Origin of the sequence: Pseudomonas sp. D2002, assembly GCF_013385735.1 — a bacterium.
In the GTDB taxonomy this organism is placed as follows: domain Bacteria; phylum Pseudomonadota; class Gammaproteobacteria; order Pseudomonadales; family Pseudomonadaceae; genus Aquipseudomonas.
Window position 1 is genome coordinate 339,948 of record NZ_JACAPL010000006.1, and the last position, 20,979, is coordinate 360,926.

Sequence of the window (20,979 nt, forward strand, 5' to 3'; positions counted from 1 at the left end):
AAAAATTCAGGACCAGCGGCGGAAAATCAGCGAAGTGTTGACGCCGCCAAACGCAAAATTGTTGTTCATCACGTAGTCGTTGTGCATCTCGCGAAACCCACCTTGCAGGTAATCCAGCTCGCCGCATTGCGGGTCGACCGAATCGAGGTTGAAGGTGTGCACATACTGGTCGCGGTTCATCATTTCGATGCTGAACCAGGACTCCAGCGCGCCGCACGCGCCCAAGGTGTGGCCGAGGAAACTCTTCTGCGAGCTGATCGGCATGCGGCTGCCGAACAGGCTGCTGGTGGCCAGTGTTTCGGCGATATCGCCTTGATCGGTGGCGGTGCCATGGCCATTCACGTAGCCGATGGCCGAAGGCTCAAGCCCGGCATCTTCGAGGGCCAGCTCCATCGCGCGGCGCATGGTTTTCTGCTCCGGGCGCGTGGTGTGCTGGCCGTCGGCGTTGCTGCCGAAACCCACCAGCTCGGCGTGGATGTGCGCACCGCGCGCCAGCGCGTGTTCGAGTTCTTCGAGCACCAGCATGCCGCCGCCTTCGCCGATCACCAGGCCATCACGGCCGCTGTCATAGGGGCGCGGGCTGGTCTGTGGCGCGTCGTTTTTCAGGCTGGTGGCGTAGAGCGCGTCGAACACCATCGCTTCAGTGGGGCACAGCTCCTCGGCGCCACCGGCGAGCATCAACGGCAGGCGGCCGAACTTGATCGCCTCGTAGGCATAGCCGATGCCCTGGCTGCCGCTGGTGCAGGCGCTGGACGTGGGGATCAGGCGCCCGGTGAGGCCAAAGAAAATGCTGATATTCGCCGCCGTGGTGTGCGGCATCATGCGCACATACGAGTTGGCGTTCAGCCCCTCGGCCACCGAGTTCAGCAGCATATTGCCGAACGCCTTGATCTCATCGGTGCTGCCGGTGGACGAGCCACAGGCCACGCCCATGCGCCCATCCTTGATCGACTCGTCGCCGAGCAAGCCAGCGTCCTGCAACGCCTGCTCCGCTGCCCATACCGCCAGGCGCGAGACGCGGCCCATGCTGCGCAATTGCTTGCGCGTCCAGTGCGCAGGCACGACGAAGTCATCGATCGGCCCCGCCAGGCGCGTGTTCAGTTCAGTAAAACGGTCCCACTCGTCCATGCGCCGAATGCCGCTGCGGTTGGCGCGAAAGTGGGCGGCGATGGTGTCCCAGTCGCAGCCCAGGGAGGTCATGCCGGCCATGCCGGTGACGACGACGCGTTTCATCAGCACAGGCCCCCGTTCACGGCCAAGACTTGGCGCGTGATGTAAGCGGCCTCGGCCGACATGAGGAAATTCACCGCACCGGCGACTTCTTCCGGGGTGCCCATGCGCTGCGCGGGGATCATTTTCATCAGCTCTTCCACCGGCACGTTTTCATCGAGCATGGCGGTGTCGATCAAGCCTGGCGCCACGCAGTTGACGGTGATCTTGCGCTTGCCCAACTCGATCGCCAACGCCTTGGCCGCGCCGATCAAGCCGGCTTTGGAGGCGCTGTAATTCACCTGGCCACGGTTGCCGATCAACCCCGAAACCGAAGTGATGCACACAATACGGCCCGCCGCGCGACGACGAATCATCGGCATCATCACCGGGTGCAGCACGTTGTAGAAACCATCCAGATTGGTGCGCATCACCACGTCCCAATCGTCTTCGGACAAGGCCGGGAACGCGCCGTCACGGGTCAGGCCAGCGTTGAGTACCACGCCGTAATAGGCGCCATGCTGCTCCACATCGGCCTCAAGGACTTGCTTGCACGTGGCGCGATCCGCCACATCGAATTGCAGCACCCGCGCCTTGCGGCCCAGGGCTTCGATCTCGACCTGCACCGCGTCCGCTTCAACGCGGCCATTGCGGCAATGCAGCACGATGTCGTGCCCGGCCTGCGCCAGGCGCAGGGCAATGGCGCGGCCGATGCCACGGCTGGAGCCGGTGACCAGTACGGATTCAGTCATGGCGTTTCGTCCTTCGATTCATCTAAATAGTTGGCCGCCTGGGGCGGTCGAAATACGTTCAAGCGCGCGCTGGCCTGGATCCCGTCGCCGGTCAGGTGGCATTCGAACACACCCATGCCGTTGTCGTCTTCCAGCGAGCGCAGGCCGTGGATGCGCAGCTCGGCACCGGCCGGGAAATGTTCCACGTTGCACTCGAACTTACGCGTGCCCAACAGGAAACCCAGTTCCACCGCTTCGCCTTTTTGGCGCGCGCGGCAACCGGCATAGGCGGCGACGCTTTGCGCCATCAGCTCAATACCGACCCACGCCGGCAGGCTGCCGTCCGGGCGATTGAACAGGCCACCGGGCTTGACGGTGGCGCGGGTGTGCACCTGCTCTTCATCGAACGACAGCACCTGGTCGATCAGGATCATGTCGCCCGCGTGGGGCAGCAGTTCGGCGAGTGGCCAATCGATCATGGGGCCTCTGCGATTATCAGGCTGACGTTGTTACCGCCGAAGGCAAACGAGTTGCTCATCAGGCAGCGCTTTTTCAAGGTGTCGCCGGCCTGCGCCCACTGCAACGCAGGCAGGGCCGGGTCGGCGTGGCCATCCCACACATGTGGCGGGACCAAGCCGTGGGTCAGGCTCAGCCAGCAGAACGCCGCTTCCAATGCACCGGCCGCGCCGAGGGTGTGGCCGGTCATGGGTTTGGTCGATGAGCAGGCCACGCCGTCGGGAAACAGGCTGGCGACGGCCAGGCTTTCCATGGCGTCGTTGTGTTGGGTGGCGGTGCCGTGCAGGTTCAGGTAGCCGATCTGTTCGGGCGCAAGTTTTGCGCTGGCCAAGGCCTTGCGCATCGCCTGCAACGCGCCTTTGCCGGTGGGCTCGGGCGCCGAGATATGGTGTGCGTCGCAGCTGGCGCCGCTGCCCAACAGTGCAATCGGCGCCGGTGTTTTAGTCATCAAGAACAGCACCGCCGCTTCGCCGATATTGATGCCATTGCGGTTCACCGAAAACGGGTTGCAACGCTCGCTGGAGACGGCCTCCAGCGAAGTGAAACCGTTCAGCGTCAGCTTGCACAGGCTGTCGACGCCGCCGCAAATCACCGCATCGCACACGCCCAGGGCCAGCAGGCGCTGAGCACTCATCAGCGCGCGGGCGCTGGAGGTGCAAGCGGTGGAAATCACATAGGCCGGGCCGCTCAGTTGCAGCCAGTCGGCGAGGAAGTTGGCTGGCGCGCTGAGTTCCTGTTGTTGATAGTCGTAGTCGCCGGGGAACTGCTGGTCGCGCAGGTAATGGGCGATGCCACGGCTGGCTTCGTCGATGCCGGAGGTGCTGGTGCCCAACACAATGCCGACGCGCGAGGCGCCGTAGGTGTGGATCGCCTGGCGGATCTGGCCTTCAATCTGCAACGCGGCGTCCAGCAGCAACTGGTTGTTGCGGCTGCTTTGCTGGTTCAATTGCGCTGGAATGCTCGCCAGTTCACTGTGCACACCGCCTACCGGCAACACGCGTTCCGGCACCCAGCCACTTTCGGCGCGCATGCCGGAGCAGTCGCCGGCAAACAGGTTGCGGCTGACTTCGTCCTGGCCACGGCCCAGGGCGCAGATCACGCCGAGGGCATTGAGATAGGCGGTCATCGAGCAACCCCAAGCGGGGTGATGCGATAGCTCAACGGCTGGCCCGTCATGTTCACGCTGAATACCTCTGAAGACTGGTAGACGATCTGCCAATGGCCCGGCAGCGTGCGCGTAAGGTCCATGGCCTGGGCACTCGGGTAAAGCGCGCGCACGTCATCCGCCGAGGTCAGGGCAAACAGCAGCGCGGCAAACAGCTCGCGGGCCGCCGGGTTAGGCGGCAGCAGGCCGTCAGCCTGCCACTGGCCGTTGATCAGTTTTTGCCGGGCCTGGGGAATGCCCAGTGGGTCCATCATCGACCAGCGCAACCCAGCGCCTTCGCGTTGGATCACCAGCAGCCAATCCTGGCTCTGGCCGTCCGCCAGGCGCTGCACGTGCAGCTGCATCGGCAAGGCCAGCGCCGGGGTTTTCTCGGGCAGCGGCGGCTGGCTGGCGCAGGCGCTCAGCAGCATCAGGCAACCGATCAACAGCCTCCGCATCATGGCGCAGCACTCTCTAACGGTTTACGCACCACGCAGTTGACCAGGGTCTCTTCACGCTGGCCCACCGGTGGCGGGTTGCGCAGGCCCCAGCGCTCCAACAGGCCGAAATCGCTGGAACGGCTCCACCACAAATACGGGTATGAGACGTTCTGCGGGCCAAATTCAAAGCCCTGCTCGCGCAGCATCTGCAGATACTCTTCGGCGCTTTTCTGCACGTGCATCGGGTGGCGGAACAGCCAGCGAATCACCCAGGTGTCGATGTAGGCTTCGGTGGACTCGGCAAACAGCAAATAACCGCCCGGCTTGAGCACACGGTAGAACTCTTTCAAGGCGCGATGCTGTTCCACCAGGTGATGGAAGGTCTGGTGGCAGAACAGGATGTCGACGCTGGCATCCGGCACCGCCAGGGTCGCGCAGTCGCTGCCGATCAGCTCGATGGCCAGGCCTTGGCGCGCGGCTTCGGCTTGGCACAGTTCCAGGCTGTGCGGGTCGGCGTCCAGGCCGATCAGGCGCTGCGGCGCGAACACCTGCTGCAAATACTGGAACGACTTGCCCTGGCCGCAACCGGCGTCGAGCAACACCGGCGCCACCGGCAACGGTTCGGTGAACAGGCTGCGCAGGTCGTTGATCGCCACGCGCAACACGTGGTGCTGCCACGTGTGGCTGCGCAGGAACCAGAAGCCGAACTTGGTTTCTTCGACGTAGTTGTTACTTAAATACTGACTGCTCACGCGGCATCCCCTGCACAAATCTCCGACAACATCCGTAACCGCCGCTTGGGCTCACTGACAAACGGGTTGCGCTCATCCCACGCATAACCGGCCAGGATCGAGCTGATCATCCGGCGAATCTCCGGCGAGCTGCCAGGGTGGAAAATCACATCCTGGAACGTCCCCGCGTACCAGCCTTCGACGTAGCAGCGGAAGGTGTCGACACCGCGCTTCAACGGCACGGCAAACTCGCTTTGCCAGTCCACGGTCTCGCCTTTGAGCTGGCGATGCAACAGCCCGGCCGCCATGCTCGCCGAACGCATGGCGATAGTCACCCCGGAAGAAAACACCGGGTCGAGAAACTCCGCCGCATTGCCCAGTAGCGCAAAGCCAGGGCCGTGCAGGGTTTTGACGTTGGCCGAGTAGCCGCCGATGGTGCGCGCAGGTGTGTCCCACACGGCGTTTTGCAGCACGCCTGCCAGGCTTGGGGTTTCGTCGATGAAGCTGCGCAGGCAGGCGTCGAGGTCGCTGTCGCGGCCGTCAAAATGCTCTTTGGCCGCCACCACGCCCACCGAGCAACGGCCGTTGCTGAACGGAATGGTCCAGAACCAGATATCACGTTGGGTGGGGTGCGTGGTCACGAGGATCTTGGTGCGGTCGAAGCCGGGATGTTCGATGTGATCTTCAACGTGGGTGAACACCGCCTGGCGCAGCGGGAAATTCGACGGCGCTTCCAGGTCCAGCAGGCGCGGCAGTACGCGGCCGTAGCCGCTGGCGTCGAGTACGAACTTGGCCTTGAGGTGGTACTCGCTGCCGTTCTCGCGGCGCACGTGCAGGTAGCGGCTGTCGCCGCCAAAGTCCACGCCGACGATGGTTTCGCCGTAGCGAATATCCACACCCTGCAGCGCTGCCTGGTCGGCCAGTAATTTGTCGAATTCGCCGCGCTGCACCTGGAAGGTGGTGGGCTTGCCGTTGCTGAACGTGTCACCAAAATCAAATGCGCTGTAGCGCTCGCCCCAGGCAAACGCGGCACCGGTTTTTACCTGGAAACCCGCCGCCTGCACGGCGTCGAGCATGCCGGCTTCTTCGATAAAATCGATGCAGTGCGACAGCAGGCTCTCACCAATCGAAAAACGCGGAAAATGCTGGCGCTCGATAATCAATACATCATGCCCGTTGCGCTTTAACAGCGCGGCGGCGATGGCACCAGACGGGCCGGCACCGATCACCACCACCTGGCGACGTTCCATTTCAACTGTGGGCACGAGGGCTCCTTGCCGCTATGGCGATAATCACATTCATAAGGCGTGCTTCTGATGCCCGGCCCACGGCGCCAGCATAAAGCTGAACGCCAGGCCCAGGCTGACCGACAGGCCGAAATTGCTCACCGCCGGTGTACTCGACACCGCCAGCAGGCCAAACGACAACCAGGTCGTCAGCGCCGCCAACAGCGTTCCCAAAAGGCTCACGGCAGCGCCGCCGATTTGCTCGCGCATCAAGATCGCGTAGTCGACGCTGATGGCCGTGACCAACAGCAGGCCAAACAGGCTGAACAGGGTCAACGGCTGGCCCAGCCAACCCAGGCTGGCCAGGCTGCACAGCGCGGCCAGCAACGGCAGGGCGACGATGCGCAAGGCACCGCCAACGCCGAACGGCAGGATTAGCAACAGCACGATCAGCACGCACGACATCAATTTCAATTCCGCCGCGCTGATCTGCGTGTCGGCGAACACCCGGTTCAAGTCGCCCAGGCGATCGACCAATTGCACGCCGGGCAAATCCAGCGCCTGCACCCGCAGCAACGCCGGGTTGTTCAAGCCTTGCAGGCTGACCATCGCCGCCATACCACCGCCCACCGGGCCGAGCCACAGTGTGCGCCAGGGTTCGGCGAGCGGGCCAACCAGCGCGGCGTCGATGTCTTCGGTGGGCAGTGCTTGCAGCTGCGCAACTTCGGCCTGCAAGGCGCCGGCGGGTACGCCAAGGTCCATCAGCGGTTGCCAGTGTTGCGGCAGCTGGTTCAGCGCATCACGCAACTGTTGCTGCTCGGCGGGCAAGTTGACCAGTTGATTGAGCGCCAGGTAGCCCTGCAACTTGTCCATGTTCACCAGTTGGTCCAGGCGTTGGCCCAAGGCCGCCTGGCGTTCCAGCAACTGCTGCTGGTTATCCGCGCGCACCAGGAAAAACTGGCTGGTGGGCTGGAACCCGGTGATGCGCGCCACGGCTTGCGCCTCCTGGAGCAATTGCGGCGGGGCACCGATCCATTGGCGAATATCGTTTTTGCTGTTCAAGTGCCACAGGCCGCCCGCGCAGAATAGCAGCACCAGTGCCAGCAGCAGCGGGCTCGGTACGCGTTTGATCAAGGCGGCGCGCAACAGCCACAGGCCTTCGGCGATGCGCAGCGGCCATTGCGCCGGGCGCAGGTCCACGCCCTTGAGCAGCGCGGGCAACAGGCACACGGCCGACAAGTAGGCGCCGACCAGGCCTGCGGCAGAGAACACCGCGATTTGCGTCAGCGCCGGGAACGGCGTCCAGGCCAACGCCAGGTAGCCAATGCAACTGGTGGCCAGGCTCAGGCTCAACCCCGGCAGCGTCAGGCGCAACGCCGGCCAACTGCGCCAGGGCTGCAGGCTCCAGCTTTTGGATAGATAGTGCAGCGGGTAATCGACGGCCACGCCGATCAGGCTGGAGCCCAGCACCAGGGTCATCACATGCATATGGCCGAACAGCGCCACACAGGCCACCGCACCAAACAGCATGCCCACCAGCACTGGCACAAACGCCAGCAGCACACGCCAGCGGCGGAAGGCGAGCAACAGCAGCAAAAGGATGCCCAAGGTGGCGCCGCCGCCGACCCAGGTGATTTCCCGCGTCGCTTGTTGTTGCCCATTAGCGGCATAGAGCAAGCCGCTGGCGGCGAGCAGCTGCGCGCCTTGCTCACTGGCCTGGGTGCGGCTGGCCTGGAGCAAATCCGCCACTTGCACCGGCAGTTTCATATCAAAGGCGTTGCCGGTGGTGCGCGCACGCAGCAGCACCCAGCTTTTGCCGTCGGCATCGGCGATCAACGCGCCGCTGCCGATGTCCAGTTGCACCGAACCGTGCTGCGGCTGGCTGTTCTGGATGCGCCCGGTCAGGCCCAGCCAGTCGTCCTGGCTGGGCACCAGGCTGAACCCGGTGAAGGGGTCGAACAGTGCCTGTACACGTTGCTGGATAAACGCCGCGGGTTGTTCGATCAGTTGCTCGCGGTCCTTGGCCGAGAGCATCGCCAGACGCCCGCGCAGCAGTTGCTCGCGCAGCGCCGGCAAGTCGGCTTGCAGGTTCCACTGCACCTTTTCAAACAGCCCGCTGGCCTGCCAACGGTCGCCCAACTGTTGCGCGACCGCCACGGCTTTTTGCCGATCGGCATGCCCCACCAGCACCAGCATTTCGCGGTTCAGCGGTTCCTGCATGCGCTGTTCGGCCTTGAGCTCCAGCGCGTCCGGCGTATTGCCCGGCACCAGCTCCATCAGGTTGGCCGACAGCGGCGCGCCATGGCGCCATTGCCAACCGGCCAGGGCCAGCACGGCCACCAGCAGGATCAGGAACAGGCGCGGCAGCAGGCGCTCACTGGGCAAAGTCATGTTGCTCCGCGTCGCTCAACGGTTGGCTGGCCGTGCTGTCCTGCATGCGCAGCACAGTGCTGTCGCCTTGGGTTTCCAGCAGTTGGATGGTCTGGACGAGCTCGCCGCCGTCGATATTGATTTGGGTGAAGACCTGTTTGAGCAGCAGTGAGCGTGGGATCAGCGTCAGCTTCCACTTGTTGGCTTCGCCTTGCAGTTGCAGTTCGAAGTCGCGCTGCAGGCCGCTGCTGTCACCCTGGAGTACCGCGAGGAACAGACGGTTCTGCTCGGCACCAGCGCTCTTGTTCGGCAGCAGCTGCCAGCCGTTGGCATCGCGCCGGGCAATGCCCTGGGCGCTGATGCGGTAGTCCTGTTGCAGCGGCGTTTTCAGCAGCCACAGCAGGCCGTGATCCTTGGCGAGCACGAAGGTGCCTTTGCTGACCAGGGGCTGGGGCAGGGCACGCAGGTGTTTTTCCTGGGTGAAGTTGCCGTGGATGACGGACGGTTTTGCCAGTTGATCGCTGAGCTGTTGCAGGTCAAAAGCATGGGCGCTGAAGCTCAGGAGCAACCCGATCAATGTGGGAGCGGGCTTGCTCGCGAAGAACCTGAGGGCGCTGCGCAGTGTCAGGCGAGCTGCGTAATCGTTAACGACCTTCGCGAGCAAGCCCGCTCCCACATTGGATCTCATTTCAAAGCCCTTTCGACGGCGTCTGTAAATATTTTGGGGGAGGCGAGTTGCATCTCGCGGCTGGCGATTTCCACCGCCACTTGCACGGTGCTGGCGCGGGTCAGGCGTTCGCCGCTGGCCAAATCGGTGATCAGGTAATTGACCTTCAAACGGTTCTCCCACTCCACCAAACTGGCGCGCACATTGATCGTCTGGCCGAACACCGCGCCGCGCACGTAGCGCAGTTGCATGTCGATCACCGGCCAGGCGTAGCCGGAGTCGAGCATTGCCGTGTAGTTGTGGCCGAGCTTGTCCAGCAGCGCGCAGCGCGCCACTTCCAGGTACTTCACGTAATGCCCGTGCCAGACGACGTTCATGGTGTCGACGTCGAAAAACGGCACGAGGATTTCAGTGTCGCAATGCAGCACGCCCTGGCTACGCATGCAGCCTCCAGTGTTGCTCGGCGATACGTTTAAGGCACAGGCGCAGTTCGCCTTCCAGCGCACGGTCTTCGATGACCGGCGGGAAGTCCTTGGCCAGTTCTGCATGCATGGCGGCCAAGGCCGGCGGCAGGGCGCGTGCATCTTCAGCCTGGGCGCGCAGCCACACGCCTTGGTTGGCCGCGAGCAGCGTGGCGGCGGCGACTTGTTCGGTCAGCTCCAGCACGCGGATCGCATCGCGGGCGGCGATGGTGCCCATGCTCACTTTGTCCTGGTTGTGGCACTCGGTGGAGCGCGAGAACACGCTGGCCGGCATGGTGTTTTTCAGCGCTTCGGCGGTCCAGGCGCTGGTGCCGATCTGCACGGCCTTGAAGCCGTGGTTGATCATCGCGCGGTCAGCCGGTGCGCCAGACAAGTTGCTCGGCAGGCCGTGGTTGTAACGCACGTCCACCAGCAAGGCGAGCTGGCGGTCGAGCAGGTCGGCGACGTTGGCCACCAAGGTCTTGAGGCTGTCCATGGCAAAGGCGATATGCCCGCCGTAGAAGTGCCCGCCGTGCAGCACGCGCTCTTCTTCGGCGTCGATGATCGGGTTGTCGTTGGCGCTGTTCAGTTCGATTTCGATAAACGAACGCAGCCAGTTCAGGCTGTCGGCCAACACGCCGAGCACGTGCGGCGCGCAGCGCAGCGAATAACGATCCTGCAGGCGGTGCAGCGGCGCGGTCGGCGCATCAATCGCCAGGTCTTTGCGCAGCCACGCGGCGACTTGCATCTGGCCCGGGTGCGGCTTGGCGGCGAACAGGCGTTCGTCGAAGTGTTCCGGGTTGCCTTGCAGCGCCACCACGTTCAGCGCAGTGATGCGCGTGGCCAGTTGCAGCAGGTAGTCGGCGCGGGCGAAGGCCAGGCAGGCCAAACCGGTCATCACGGCGGTGCCGTTCATCAAGGCCAGGGCTTCTTTGGGGCGCAATACCAGCGGCTCCCAGCCCAGTTCGCGGTGCACATCGGCGGCCTGGCGGCGCTCACCACGGAACATTACTTCCCGCTCGCCGGACAAGGTCGCGGCCACGTAGGACAGCGGCGTCAGATCGCCGCTGGCGCCCACCGAGCCTTCTTCCGGGATCAGCGGCAGCACATCGTGTTCGAGAAACGCGTGCAGGCGCTCCAGCAACTCCACGCGCACCCCGGAAACGCCGTGGCACAGCGACTGCAAACGCGCCGCCAGCACCGCGCGGGTCGCTTGGGCGTCGAGCAACTTGCCCAGCCCGCAACCGTGAAAGGTGTACAGGTGACGCGGCAACGCCTCGACGTGCTGCAACGGCACGGCCACCACGCACGAGTCGCCGTAGCCGGTGGTGACGCCGTAGATCACGCCTTCCTTGTCCAGCAGCGAGTCGAGGAACTGCGCGCCTTTGGCAATGCGCTGGCGGTACGCAGCGTCGCCCTGCAACTGCGTGGGCGCCTGACGGTTGGCCAAGGCCAGCACGTCTTCAATGCGCAAAGCGCGTTCGCCAAAGGTTACCGGCTCAAGATGCGTCGTCATCGGTCTTCCAGAAAGGGTAAAAGTTGAACCATTGTTGGGGCGCTTGCAGGCAGAACTGGCCCAGGCGTGCGGCGTAGCGCGCGGTCCACAGGGCGATGACCTGCTCGCGGGTGCTGCGCTTCCATTCGATCAATTGCGCGAACGGCTCGATGGTCAGGCGATAGCGGCCGTCGTGCTTGAGGCACATCAGCAGGTTCACCGGGCATTTGAGCAGCCCGGCCAGCAGCCACGGGCCTTGCGGGAACGCCGCGTCATGGCCGAGGAAATCCACGCGCACCTTGCGCCCGCCGTGCAGTGGCACGCGGTCGCCGGCAATCGCCAGCCACTCGCCGTCGTCGAGGCGCTGGCTGAGCAGTAGCATGGTCGCCGGGTCCAGTTCGCTGACCTGGATCAGGCGCAAATGCGTGGCCCCGGCTTCGCCCAGCAGGCGGTTGAATTGCTCGGCGTGCTTGGTGTGCACCAGCACGTTCATGGTGACTTGTTCGCCGATCTCGGCCAGCGCACGGCACACTTCGAGGTTGCCCAAGTGCGCGCCGACCAGCATCTGCCCGCGCTCGCCGCGCAGTTGCCCGCGCAACTGCGCCGGGTCGTTGATTTCGATCTGTTCGATGCGCAGCTTGCCGTTCCACACGTCGAGTTTGTCGAGCAAGGAGTCGGCAAAGGCCATGAACTGGCCGAAGACGCTTTTATGCGTGGGCCGCAGCTCATCGCGCCCGCTCCAGGCGGCCAGGCGCTGCTGGTATTCCCAGGCGCTGTGGCGCGCGGTGCGGCCGAACAGGAAGAAGTACAACACGATGCCGTACAGCAGCGGGCTCAGCAGGCGGCGGCCGAGGACTTTGGCGGCGACGGCGGTGAGTTTCATCAGCCAGAAGCTGCCGCGCTCTTCGCGGTCGGCCCAGTGTTTGGTGCTGTCGCTCATGCCTGCCACCGTCGCCACAGGATCATCGGCGCGCGCACCAACATGCCGAAGAACAGCCGCGTGTGCATGGCCGAAATGCGCACGTTGTCGCGGAACAGGCGGAAGTGCGACAAGCCGTCAGCGGGGTAATGCACCTGGGTCGGCAGCCAGCGCATCGGCTGGTTACGCCAGGCCAGGCGCACCAGGATGTCGGAGTCGAAATCCATGCGCGTGCCGATGTAGGCCGTGTTCATCAAGGCTAATGTGGGCGCCAGCGGGTACACGCGAAAGCCGCACATCGAATCGCGGATTTGCAGTGACAAGGTGTTGATCCACACCCACACGTGGGTCAGGTAGCGTGCGTAGAGGCGACCTTTGGGCACGCTGTCGTCGTATTCGGGGTAGCCGCAGATCACCGCGTCTGGGTGGGTGCGTGAGGCGTCGAGGAAACTCTCGACTTCGCGCAGGTCGTGCTGGCCGTCGGCGTCCACTTGCAGGGCGTGGCTGAAGCCCAGGCGCGCGGCTTCGCGGAAACCGGCCATCACCGCGCCGCCTTTGCCCTGGTTGTTGGGCAGGGTCAGCAGGGTGACGTGTTCGAGTGTCGCCAATTGCGCCAAGACTGCCGCGCAGGCCGGGCTGCTACCGTCGTCGACGAGCAGGCATGGCAGGCCGCTGTTCAACAGGCTGTGCACCACGGCGGGCACGGCGGCTTCATGGTTGTAGACCGGGATCAGGGCGCAGGGGTTATGCATGGTCTGAATCCCGAAATCGAGCGCCTACTCTGTGGCGAGGGAGCTTGCTCCCGCTGGGCTGCGAAGCAGCCCCAATAGAGGCAACGGAGGTCATCCTGACGAACTTCATTGTATGGGTTGGGAGCGCTTCGCACTCCAGCGGGAGCAAGCTCCCTCGCCACAAAAGCTTATGCATGCGCGGCCACCAGTTGAATGCGGCCGCTGGAGCAGGCCGCCACACCGTTGCGGTAGGCGAAATACAGCTTGCCGCGTGCCGGGTCGAAGCGCAGGTGCAGTTCTACCTGATCGCCGGGGCGCACCAGTTGCTGGAATTTGAGTACTTCCATGCCGGCAAAGGTCGTGGGCACATCCAGCAGTTGCTGGCCGAGGTTGAACGCCCATTCCACTTGCACTACCCCCGGCAACACCGGCGTGACCGGGAAGTGACCGCTGAAATACGCCAGGTCCGGCGGGATGCTCAGTTGCACGGTCCATTCGCCGTCAGCCTCGACTTGCTCCAGCACTTCCGGCGCTTTTGGCCGGGGTGCCAGCAGCAACGCCTCTACCTCGGCCTGCGGCAGCTTGCCCTGGCTGTTCAGCGGCAACTGGCGCAGCAACCGCCAGCGACGCGGCAGTGCCAAGGCTTCGCAATGTTGGCTCAAATGCTGGCGCAGGGCTTGGGTGACGGTGCGGCGGCCCTGATTGCGCAGGGCATGCAGGCCGTCGGCGCTCAGCACCACCAGCGCGCCGAGGGAGGCACGGTTTTCCTGTACCACGCCCAGGCGGGTGTCGGCGACCCAGGCGTGGGCCATCAGCGCTTGTTCGAGCATGGGCAGGGAGATGCGTTTTTCTTCCAGCTTGACGATGCGGTCCAGGCGGCCGAGCAGCTCAAAGCGGCCATCGGAATGAATGCGAGCGGCGTCGGCGGTCTGTTCGATATGCCCGGCCGGCAGGTAAGGCGAGGCAATGCGCAGCGCGCCGTCGGCATCCTGGCTCAGCTCGACCTCGGCAAATGGCTGCCACGGCTGTGCGCCTTGGCGCCAGGCAATGCCACCGGTTTCCGAGCTGCCGAGGATTTCCGTCGGCCATTGCTGCAAGCGGTCGTACAGGCTGCCAGCCGCCTCAATCGGCAACGCGCCACCGGACGAAAATACCCGCGACACCTGGCTCAGCGCCGGCCAGTCGAGGTTGTCGCCCATGCGCTTGAGCAGCGCAGGGCTGGCGACCCAGGCAAATTGTGGGTGCTCGCGGCTGGCGCGCTGCAGGTCTTCGGGGAACGCCAGTTGTTTGCGCACAAAAGTGCGACCGACACACAGCGGCCACAACACCCGGAACAACAAACCGTAGATGTGTTGGGTGGCAACGCTGCCGATGATGCACGCATCGTTAAGGTCGGCGCCCCACAAGGCTTCCAGCGCCTCAACTTCGTTGGCCAATTGACGCAGGGTCTTGTCGATACGCTTGGGCTCGCCGCTGGAGCCGGAGGTGCACAGGCTCAGCTGGCAGGTGTCCAGGTCGAGAGCCGCAGCGCTCAACGGCGCCTGATACAGCGCGTCGAGGTCGGCGGCTTCGACCAGCCAGGCATCCACGGCGGCGTCCCAGCGCTGACGGGTTTGCGCTTGCAGGTCGGCGGGCAGCAACACGCTGACCCCGGCGCGCCAGGCGCCCAGCAGGGCGATGGCCAAGGTGCCTGCGTCTTCCAGGTGCACGGCCAAACGCTGGATGCCGCGCGCCTGCAGGCCCGCCGCCAGGCTCAGGGATTGCTCCCACAGCTGGGCGTGATTCATCTCAGGTTCGGTGGTGACCAAACGGTGTTCCAGCGGCTCAAGCAACAGGTGCTCAAGTTTCAACCCTTTCATACGCGGCCTCGAACCCTTTGTCGTACCAGCCATTCCACGGCAAACAACAACCCCATCAGCCCGTAGGCGATCAGGCCGTTGTACAACGTCCACCAGCTCAGCGGCGCCCACAGGGTGAGGGCGGCGGCGAGCAGGCCATTACACAGAAAAAACACACTCCACACCACGGTGACCTGGCGCGTATACACCACCGCGTTGGGCGGCAGTTGCGGGTCGCTCATGCGCGCCAGGCGCTCGACCATCGGCGGGCCGTATTTCAGGCTCAGGCCGAACAGCGCCAGCATGAACGCGCTGACCAGGCTCGGATACCAGCGCAGCAACTGCGGGTTGTCGAACCAGGCCAGCAACAGGCAAAACACAATCACCGCCACCGCCATCCAGCGGCTGCCGGGGCGGCGTGCGCCGGTCAGCGCGCGCAACAGCCACAGGCTGCCCAGCAGCAGGCCGAATTGCCACGGCGCAAAGTGCTCGGTGCCGTAATACACCGCAAAAGGGTAAAGCAGCCCCGCCAGCAACAGGCCAAGGCCGATCAGCCGGCTCATGCGGCAGGCGTGACCAGACGGTACACCGCCTCAACCACGTCGTTTACGGTGCGCACCGTCTTGAATTCTTCGGCGGCGATCTTTTTGCCGGTCTGGCGCTTGATATGGTCGATCAGGTCGACGGCGTCGATGCTGTCGATTTCCAGGTCCTGGTACAGGTTGGCGTCGAGCGTGACGCGTTCGGGTTCCAGTTCAAACAGTTCCACCAAGGCGTCGCGCAGGGTGTTGAAAATATCGTCACGAGTTTGCATGGTCCGGTCTCAAGCTACCTGTCTGGCCGTGACGAACGCCGCAAGGCTGGCCACGTTGGTGAAGTGATTGCGCGTGTCTTTGGCGTCGGCATCGATCTTGATGCCGTACTTTTTCTGGATTGCCAGGCCCAATTCCAGGGCGTCGACCGAATCCAGGCCCAAGCCTTCGCCGAACAGGGTCTGGTCGCTGCCAATATCGTCGACGCTGATGTCTTCCAGGCCCAGGGCCTCGATGATCAGCGTCTTTATGTCGTGCTCAAGGCGGTGTTGGTCGCTCATCTTCGGCGAGCTCCTTAATAAAATAGTGGTGCAGGTAATCGTTGAGCTTGCGTGAGGCCTGGGGCGCGGGCCCGAGTGCGGCAAAGGCGTGTGGTTCTATATCGGCACCCACGCGCAAACTGAAATGAAATCGACATTTAGGAATGCGGTACCAGGGTTCTGCCTTGGTCAAGGTGGTGGGGCTGACCTTGATCACCACCGGGGTGATGATTGTCGCACCGCGCAGCGCAATGGCGGCGCCACCGCGATGAAAGGCGGGTGCCGCGCCGGGCGTGGTGCGGGTGCCTTCGGGGAAGATGATCAGGGTCTGGCCTTCGCGCAGCGCCTGGGCGGCGGCATCGAGCATGTCGGCGCTGCCGTCATTGCTGATATAGCCCGCGTCGCGCACCGGCCCGCGGGTGAACGGGTTTTGAAACAGACTCTGCTTGACCACGCAATTGGTCTGGCGCATCAGGCCGATCAAAAACACCACGTCGATCAGCGACGGGTGGTTGGCGATGATCATCTGGCCTGGGCGGCCGAGTTTTTCTGCGCCTTCGACGCTGTAGGTCAGCACGCCGGCGCGCTGCATCAGGCGGATGAAGAACCAGAACAGCTTGCTGATGGTGTGGCGAGCGCGGCGCTGGTGTTTTGCCGCGCTGCCCGGCAGGCAACTGAGCAACGGGAACACCAGTAAACGCAGGCACAGCCCGCCGACGCCGAACATGAAGAAGCTGGCGGCGGTGGCGAACAGGCGCCAGTAGTAGGCGTCCCGTGGTTTGTCGGTCAGGGCTTGCGTTGCCAGTTCCATACACGGTTCTTCCAGGCATGTTGGCAGGCGACCTGTTCAGTGAGCAGGGTGCGCAGCAGGTTCAGGGCATGGGGCCACTGAGTTGTTTGAGTGAGTTGGACAGCGCCGCTGTTTAGTTCCAATTGCCACTCGTCGCCCGGTGTCAGCAGCAGGCCGACGGCGTAGGGGAAGGGCACGTCATTAATCCAGCTGGCGTAGGCCGCGGGCGGCTGTTCTTCGGTAATCACCAGCAACACTGCCGGGGCGCCTTCGTTGAGCAGCGCGGCGGCCTCAAGCATGCCGTGCTCCAGGCCATCGCCAGCGGCGGCGAGGGCGGTCATTTCGCTGGTTTCATTGCGCAGGATCGACCATAGGCCAATCACTGCGTTATGCACCGACAGGCTGAACTGGGTCGGCGACAGCGGCTGCTCATTGGCCAAGTCGCTGAGGATGTCGAGGGTGCGCGGGGTTTCGCCGTGCCGGGAAATAAACACCAGTGGCAGGTCTTCACGGCCTTCGGCCAGCGGCCAACCCACGCTGAACGCCATGCGCGCCAGGCGGCTCAGGCGCCGACGCTGCATGGCCGGCAGGAAGGACACATCGGGGGATTCTTCGCTGGCGGGCAGCAACACCGGGGCCTGGCACCAGGCGTGCCAGTCGTCCGCACTTTCCAGGCTGGGCGCCCAGGCGCGCCATTGGGCGATGTTGAAAGTGATCACTGAGAAGTTATCCCGCCCCTGCGGGCTTCCATGTGCGGCCATTGGCCCCGAATACCGGGACAGGGAGCAATCGCCGAATGGCGCGCATTATCCCGGTGCTGCGGGGTTCTAGCAAACTTTGGTAAAGAATTGTTCACGGCTGATTACAATTTGGCGGCAAAGATTTACAGATTGTCCTTTACCCGGGGTTGATTTGGGTTGTAGGACAGTTCCTGTTCATGTGTCGGCGACGTATGACGGTCGAAGCGAATTGGCCCACCGATGCAGTCGTGCATGGATGAACGAGGTAGCTAACAGGCGCTTTTGCCCTCTACACTCGGACATTCATTGATACACGGAGGTTTTTCCATGCGGCGTGTGGTGTTCAATCAGAAAGGCGGCGTTGGCAAGTCCAGCATCGCCTGCAACCTGGCGGCGGTCAGCGCCAGTGAAGGCTATCGAACCCTGTTGGTGGACCTCGATGCACAGGCCAACTCAACCCAGTACCTCACCGGGCTGACCGGCGACGATATCCCGATGGGCATTGCCGAGTTCTTCAAGCAAACCCTGTCTTCCGGGCCGTTTTCCAAGAAAAACCGCGTGGACATCTACGAAACGCCGTTCGATAACCTTCATGTCGTCACCGCAACTGCGGAGCTGGCGGATCTGCAGCCCAAGCTGGAGGCCAAGCACAAGATCAACAAGCTGCGAAAGCTGCTGGATGAGTTGAGCGAGGATTACGACCGGATTTACCTGGACACCCCGCCGGCGCTGAACTTCTATGCGGTTTCGGCGTTGATTGCCGCTGATCGTGTGCTGATCCCCTTCGATTGCGACAGCTTCTCGCGCCAGGCGCTGTATGGCCTGCTGGCGGAAATTGAAGAACTGAAGGAAGACCACAACGAAGGCCTGGAGGTTGAAGGCATTGTGGTCAACCAGTTCCAGGCCCGGGCGAGCCTGCCGCAGCAGATGTTGGAGGAGTTGATTGCCGAAGGCCTGCCGGTGCTGCCGGTGTACCTGGCCAGCTCCGTGCGCATGCGTGAGTCGCACCAGGAAAACAAACCGCTGATCCACCTGGACCCTCGGCACAAGCTGACACAGCAGTTTGTGGAGTTGCATAACTTGCTGGAAAACAGCTGACCTGACAGCAACACAAATCTCCATGTGGGAGCGGGCTTGCTCGCGAAGGCGGTGGTTCAGTTTGCAGATAGGCGACTGACGCACCGCCTTCGCGAGCAAGCCCGCTCCCACATTTGTTTTTGCATTCCTGCAGGGGATTTGGATTTGTCCCACAGAGGCTGTAGGAAGCGTCTGGCAAGCGGGGTTGCGCCTTGTCTCGCTGCCTACAGATAAGCCAGAATCGCCCGGCTTGTGCGTCTGGATGGGCGTCTCTAAGGTTCTTCGGTCGCTGAATGTTCAGTGATCGGGTTTAGTAGCCCGTGGTGAGACGTCCCCCTACTCGGAGACGATCATGGTTAACCTTTATACCGTTGCACCCAACCTCCCCACCGAAACCCTCGTGCTCAACAGCTACGAAACCTTCTCTTCCGTGCGCACGCTACTACTCAAGCTATCCAACGACCTCACCGGCGAACACCGCGACGTCGCCCTGGCCATCCATCAATTAAGCGAACTCGGCGTACAACTCGTAGGCCAAATGATGGACCGCGAAACCCCCGTAGCCCAAGCCTAAAACACGGTTAAAAATGTGGGAGCGGGCTTGCTCGCGAATACGGTGTGTCAGCTAACACATGGGCAAGCTGGCTCACCGCATTCGCGAGCAAGCCCGCTCCCACATTGGCCTGCGGTGTTATCAAAAAACCGAATTACACCCCTTGGCTACGCAACCAACTCATCAACTGCGGCAACGGAAACGCCCCACTCTGGCGCGCCACTTCGCGGCCGTTCTTGAACAGAATCAAACTGGGAATCGAGCGAATCCCCAACTGCGCCGACAACTGCTGATTGGCCTCACTGTCCAGCTTGGCCAACCGGCACTTACCCTCCAACTGCCCAGCCGCCTGCTCAAACACCGGCGCAAACGACTTGCACGGCCCACACCAGTCAGCCCACACATCCACCAGCAACGGCAGGTCGCCCTTGATCTGACTGGCGTAGTCGCCTTGTTTCAATTCAAAGGGCTTGTTCAGCAACACAGGCTGCTTGCAGCGCCCGCATTTGGGCGCATCACCCAGGCGTTCGCCGGGGATGCGGTTGAGGCCGTTGCAATGTGGGCAGGGGATTACAAGAGGTTCGGACATCGGGGGCTCCTTGGATGTGGCCAATGTGATCGTTCCCACGCTCCGCGTGGTAATGCATCCCGTGACGCTCCGCGTCACCCGTGCGCAGATGCAGATCATTGCAAAAAGCGGGACGCGGAGCGTCCCAGGTGGCATTCCCACGCAGAGCGTGGGAACGATCATGTGTCTTCTTATGAAGAACAACTAATCTCCAAATGCTTGCCCCAATCCGGCGGCCGCTGGGCGTATTGCTCCATCCCGGCCTGCTCTTCAAACGGCTTGCTCAGTACCTCATGCAGCCGCCGCACTTCGCTGTAATCGCCTGACTCGGCAGCAGCGATGGCGTTTTGTGCCAGGTAGTTGCGCAGGATGTACAGTGGGTTTACCGCGTGCATGCGCTCGCGGCGTTGCGCTTCGCTGTAGTCCCCGTCTCGTGCAACGCGGGCTGTGTACTGTTCGGCCCAGGCATCAAAACCGGCGAGGTCGACGAAGTCATCACGCAGCCGCGCCACGGCCAGCGCTGCAGGCTCATCGCCCAGGCGGCGGAAGAACAGCGTGTAGTCCACGCCACTGTTCTGCATCAGCTTGAGCAGGCGCTCCACCAGTTTCTGGTCATCGTCTTCAGCCGTGGTCAGCCCCAGTCGGCGGCGCATCAGGTCCAGGTAGTGGGCCTGGTACAGCGGCAGGTAAAGGCCAAGGGTTTCTTTCAAGGCGTCAACGCTGATAAACGGCGTGAGTGCCTGGGCCAGTGCGCTGAGGTTCCACTGCCCAATCGGTACTTGGTTGCTGAAGGAGTAACGGCCTTCGTGATCGGAGTGGTTGCAGATGAAGTGCGCGTCAAAGTCATCGAGGAACGCAAACGGCCCGAAGTCGAAGGTGATGCCGAGGATCGACATGTTGTCAGTGTTCATCACACCGTGGCAGAAACCGTAGGCCTGCCATTTTGCGATCATCTCGGCATTGCGCTCGACGATTTCGCGGAACATTGCCAGGTAAGGCTCGGGCTGCTCCATGCACTCGGGGTAGTGCAACGAAAGCACGTGTTCAGCCAATTCTTTCTGCTGTTCGGGCTTCTTGGTGTAGTAGAAATATTCGAAATGCCCGAAGCGCACATGGCTGTGCGCCAGGCGCAAGACCATGGCGCCGCGTTCCTGTTTCTCACGCCACACCGGCGTGTCGGAGCCGATCACGCACAAGGCGCGGCTGCTGGGGATGCCCAAGGCGTGCAGGGCTTCGGAAGCGAGAAACTCACGGATCGAAGAGCGCAGCACCGCGCGGCCATCGCCCATGCGCGAGTAAGGCGTGAGCCCGGCGCCTTTGAGGTGCAGGTCCCAATGCTCGCCGGCCTCGTTGTACACCTCGCCCAGCAGCAACCCACGGCCATCGCCCAGTTGCGGGGAGTAGCCACCGAACTGGTGCCCCGAATAGACCATCGCCCGTGGTTCCGCCTCGGCCCACAGCTTGTGCCCGCTGAACAGCTCGGCAAACACTGGCGTTTCGGCCACGGCCGGGTCGAGGTCGAGCAGGGCCATGGCGGCGTTGCTCGCCACCACAAGGCGCGGTTCGTCGAGGGGGTCAGGCAATACGTGGGTTGAGAACGCGACGCCCAGGCGTGCGAAGCGGTTGTCGAAGGTCAGTTCGTCGAGGGCTTTCACCGGCCATCTCCAGCAGAATGTCCGAGCATTCTGCTGGGGATAGGCG

23 protein-coding genes are annotated in these 20,979 nt (G+C 63.1%); 2 read left to right on the forward strand and 21 right to left on the reverse strand.

Going from position 1 to position 20,979, the window contains the following annotated elements:
- Positions 1-6: 6 nt before the first annotated feature.
- The 19 genes from HX783_RS14495 to HX783_RS14585 all read right to left on the reverse strand — a co-directional run bounded on the left by HX783_RS14495 (position 7) and on the right by HX783_RS14585 (position 17,059).
- Complete coding sequence (locus tag HX783_RS14495) at positions 7-1,233, reverse strand: beta-ketoacyl-ACP synthase (protein WP_177017305.1); 1,227 nt, start codon at positions 1,231-1,233, stop codon at positions 7-9.
- A complete protein-coding gene (gene fabG / locus HX783_RS14500; protein ID WP_177017306.1) occupies positions 1,233-1,961 on the reverse strand; it encodes a 3-oxoacyl-ACP reductase FabG in 729 nt (242 codons plus the stop codon). The genes HX783_RS14495 and fabG overlap by 1 nt, the downstream gene beginning before the upstream one ends.
- Positions 1,958-2,419, reverse strand: coding sequence for a hotdog family protein (locus HX783_RS14505; protein WP_159953796.1), 462 nt, complete (start codon positions 2,417-2,419; stop codon positions 1,958-1,960). The genes fabG and HX783_RS14505 overlap by 4 nt, the downstream gene beginning before the upstream one ends.
- Complete coding sequence (locus tag HX783_RS14510) at positions 2,416-3,582, reverse strand: beta-ketoacyl-[acyl-carrier-protein] synthase family protein (protein ID WP_177017307.1); 1,167 nt, start codon at positions 3,580-3,582, stop codon at positions 2,416-2,418. Before HX783_RS14510 ends, HX783_RS14505 begins: the two co-directional genes overlap by 4 nt.
- A complete protein-coding gene (locus HX783_RS14515; protein ID WP_177017308.1) occupies positions 3,579-4,061 on the reverse strand; it encodes a hypothetical protein in 483 nt (160 codons plus the stop codon). Before HX783_RS14515 ends, HX783_RS14510 begins: the two co-directional genes overlap by 4 nt.
- Positions 4,058-4,792: a class I SAM-dependent methyltransferase gene (locus HX783_RS14520; protein ID WP_177017309.1), complete on the reverse strand. Its 735-nt coding sequence runs from the start codon at positions 4,790-4,792 to the stop codon at positions 4,058-4,060. The genes HX783_RS14515 and HX783_RS14520 overlap by 4 nt, the downstream gene beginning before the upstream one ends.
- Positions 4,789-6,036 (reverse strand): tryptophan 7-halogenase, encoded by a 1,248-nt coding sequence (locus tag HX783_RS14525; protein WP_177017310.1) that lies wholly within the window; start codon positions 6,034-6,036, stop codon positions 4,789-4,791. The genes HX783_RS14520 and HX783_RS14525 overlap by 4 nt, the downstream gene beginning before the upstream one ends.
- A gap of 33 nt (positions 6,037-6,069) precedes the next feature.
- Positions 6,070-8,382 (reverse strand): MMPL family transporter, encoded by a 2,313-nt coding sequence (locus HX783_RS14530; RefSeq protein WP_177017469.1) that lies wholly within the window; start codon positions 8,380-8,382, stop codon positions 6,070-6,072.
- Positions 8,372-9,055 (reverse strand): outer membrane lipoprotein carrier protein LolA, encoded by a 684-nt coding sequence (locus HX783_RS14535; protein WP_177017311.1) that lies wholly within the window; start codon positions 9,053-9,055, stop codon positions 8,372-8,374. Before HX783_RS14535 ends, HX783_RS14530 begins: the two co-directional genes overlap by 11 nt.
- Positions 9,052-9,477, reverse strand: a complete 426-nt coding sequence (locus HX783_RS14540; protein WP_177017312.1) for a thioesterase family protein — start codon at positions 9,475-9,477, stop codon at positions 9,052-9,054. Before HX783_RS14540 ends, HX783_RS14535 begins: the two co-directional genes overlap by 4 nt.
- Positions 9,470-11,011 carry a histidine ammonia-lyase gene (gene hutH, locus HX783_RS14545; RefSeq protein WP_177017313.1) on the reverse strand — a complete coding sequence of 514 codons (1,542 nt, stop codon included), beginning with the start codon at positions 11,009-11,011 and terminating at the stop codon, positions 9,470-9,472. Before hutH ends, HX783_RS14540 begins: the two co-directional genes overlap by 8 nt.
- Positions 10,995-11,930, reverse strand: a complete 936-nt coding sequence (locus tag HX783_RS14550; protein ID WP_177017314.1) for a glycosyl transferase — start codon at positions 11,928-11,930, stop codon at positions 10,995-10,997. Before HX783_RS14550 ends, hutH begins: the two co-directional genes overlap by 17 nt.
- On the reverse strand, positions 11,927-12,661 hold the full coding sequence (locus HX783_RS14555) for a glycosyltransferase family 2 protein (protein WP_159953805.1): 735 nt from the start codon (positions 12,659-12,661) through the stop codon (positions 11,927-11,929). Before HX783_RS14555 ends, HX783_RS14550 begins: the two co-directional genes overlap by 4 nt.
- A 167-nt stretch (positions 12,662-12,828) precedes the next feature.
- The gene (locus HX783_RS14560; protein WP_177017315.1) at positions 12,829-14,499 is read right to left on the reverse strand and encodes an acyl-CoA synthetase family protein; all 1,671 of its coding nucleotides are present in this window, start codon (positions 14,497-14,499) and stop codon (positions 12,829-12,831) included.
- Positions 14,496-15,041: a hypothetical protein gene (locus HX783_RS14565; RefSeq protein ID WP_159953807.1), complete on the reverse strand. Its 546-nt coding sequence runs from the start codon at positions 15,039-15,041 to the stop codon at positions 14,496-14,498. Before HX783_RS14565 ends, HX783_RS14560 begins: the two co-directional genes overlap by 4 nt.
- A complete protein-coding gene (locus HX783_RS14570) occupies positions 15,038-15,292 on the reverse strand; it encodes an acyl carrier protein (protein ID WP_159953808.1) in 255 nt (84 codons plus the stop codon). The genes HX783_RS14565 and HX783_RS14570 overlap by 4 nt, the downstream gene beginning before the upstream one ends.
- Before the next feature lie 9 nt (positions 15,293-15,301).
- A complete protein-coding gene (locus HX783_RS14575; RefSeq protein ID WP_177017316.1) occupies positions 15,302-15,571 on the reverse strand; it encodes a phosphopantetheine-binding protein in 270 nt (89 codons plus the stop codon).
- On the reverse strand, positions 15,549-16,361 hold the full coding sequence (locus HX783_RS14580) for a 1-acyl-sn-glycerol-3-phosphate acyltransferase (RefSeq protein WP_177017317.1): 813 nt from the start codon (positions 16,359-16,361) through the stop codon (positions 15,549-15,551). The genes HX783_RS14575 and HX783_RS14580 overlap by 23 nt, the downstream gene beginning before the upstream one ends.
- A complete protein-coding gene (locus HX783_RS14585) occupies positions 16,337-17,059 on the reverse strand; it encodes a beta-ketoacyl synthase chain length factor (RefSeq protein WP_159953811.1) in 723 nt (240 codons plus the stop codon). The genes HX783_RS14580 and HX783_RS14585 overlap by 25 nt, the downstream gene beginning before the upstream one ends.
- 348 nt (positions 17,060-17,407) lie before the next feature.
- Here HX783_RS14585 and HX783_RS14590 point away from each other — a divergent pair, with 348 nt between their 5' ends.
- On the forward strand, positions 17,408-18,178 hold the full coding sequence (locus HX783_RS14590) for a ParA family protein (RefSeq protein ID WP_177017318.1): 771 nt from the start codon (positions 17,408-17,410) through the stop codon (positions 18,176-18,178).
- 331 nt (positions 18,179-18,509) lie between these two features.
- A complete protein-coding gene (locus HX783_RS14595) occupies positions 18,510-18,731 on the forward strand; it encodes a DUF6124 family protein (RefSeq protein ID WP_106577556.1) in 222 nt (73 codons plus the stop codon).
- A gap of 133 nt (positions 18,732-18,864) precedes the next feature.
- Here HX783_RS14595 and trxC read toward each other — a convergent pair whose 3' ends face one another.
- Positions 18,865-19,299, reverse strand: a complete 435-nt coding sequence (trxC, locus tag HX783_RS14600) for a thioredoxin TrxC (RefSeq protein WP_034105847.1) — start codon at positions 19,297-19,299, stop codon at positions 18,865-18,867.
- A 170-nt stretch (positions 19,300-19,469) separates the two neighbouring features.
- Positions 19,470-20,933, reverse strand: a complete 1,464-nt coding sequence (selO, locus tag HX783_RS14605) for a protein adenylyltransferase SelO (RefSeq protein WP_177017319.1) — start codon at positions 20,931-20,933, stop codon at positions 19,470-19,472.
- Positions 20,934-20,979 lie beyond the last annotated feature (46 nt).

What these genes read in the sequence shown, in the direction of transcription:
- HX783_RS14495 (WP_177017305.1), bottom strand. Translation starts at nt 1,233, where the DNA reads ATGAAACGCGTCGTCGTCACCGGCATGGCCGGCATGACCTCCCTGGGC.
- fabG (WP_177017306.1), bottom strand. Translation starts at nt 1,961, where the DNA reads ATGACTGAATCCGTACTGGTCACCGGCTCCAGCCGTGGCATCGGCCGC.
- HX783_RS14505 (WP_159953796.1), bottom strand. Translation starts at nt 2,419, where the DNA reads ATGATCGATTGGCCACTCGCCGAACTGCTGCCCCACGCGGGCGACATG.
- HX783_RS14510 (WP_177017307.1), bottom strand. Translation starts at nt 3,582, where the DNA reads ATGACCGCCTATCTCAATGCCCTCGGCGTGATCTGCGCCCTGGGCCGT.
- HX783_RS14515 (WP_177017308.1), bottom strand. Translation starts at nt 4,061, where the DNA reads ATGATGCGGAGGCTGTTGATCGGTTGCCTGATGCTGCTGAGCGCCTGC.
- HX783_RS14535 (WP_177017311.1), bottom strand. Translation starts at nt 9,055, where the DNA reads ATGAGATCCAATGTGGGAGCGGGCTTGCTCGCGAAGGTCGTTAACGAT.
- HX783_RS14540 (WP_177017312.1), bottom strand. Translation starts at nt 9,477, where the DNA reads ATGCGTAGCCAGGGCGTGCTGCATTGCGACACTGAAATCCTCGTGCCG.
- hutH (WP_177017313.1), bottom strand. Translation starts at nt 11,011, where the DNA reads ATGACGACGCATCTTGAGCCGGTAACCTTTGGCGAACGCGCTTTGCGC.
- HX783_RS14550 (WP_177017314.1), bottom strand. Translation starts at nt 11,930, where the DNA reads ATGAGCGACAGCACCAAACACTGGGCCGACCGCGAAGAGCGCGGCAGC.
- HX783_RS14555 (WP_159953805.1), bottom strand. Translation starts at nt 12,661, where the DNA reads ATGCATAACCCCTGCGCCCTGATCCCGGTCTACAACCATGAAGCCGCC.
- HX783_RS14560 (WP_177017315.1), bottom strand. Translation starts at nt 14,499, where the DNA reads ATGAAAGGGTTGAAACTTGAGCACCTGTTGCTTGAGCCGCTGGAACAC.
- HX783_RS14565 (WP_159953807.1), bottom strand. Translation starts at nt 15,041, where the DNA reads ATGAGCCGGCTGATCGGCCTTGGCCTGTTGCTGGCGGGGCTGCTTTAC.
- HX783_RS14570 (WP_159953808.1), bottom strand. Translation starts at nt 15,292, where the DNA reads ATGCAAACTCGTGACGATATTTTCAACACCCTGCGCGACGCCTTGGTG.
- HX783_RS14575 (WP_177017316.1), bottom strand. Translation starts at nt 15,571, where the DNA reads ATGAGCGACCAACACCGCCTTGAGCACGACATAAAGACGCTGATCATC.
- HX783_RS14580 (WP_177017317.1), bottom strand. Translation starts at nt 16,361, where the DNA reads ATGGAACTGGCAACGCAAGCCCTGACCGACAAACCACGGGACGCCTAC.
- HX783_RS14590 (WP_177017318.1), top strand. Translation starts at nt 17,408, where the DNA reads ATGCGGCGTGTGGTGTTCAATCAGAAAGGCGGCGTTGGCAAGTCCAGC.
- HX783_RS14595 (WP_106577556.1), top strand. Translation starts at nt 18,510, where the DNA reads ATGGTTAACCTTTATACCGTTGCACCCAACCTCCCCACCGAAACCCTC.
- trxC (WP_034105847.1), bottom strand. Translation starts at nt 19,299, where the DNA reads ATGTCCGAACCTCTTGTAATCCCCTGCCCACATTGCAACGGCCTCAAC.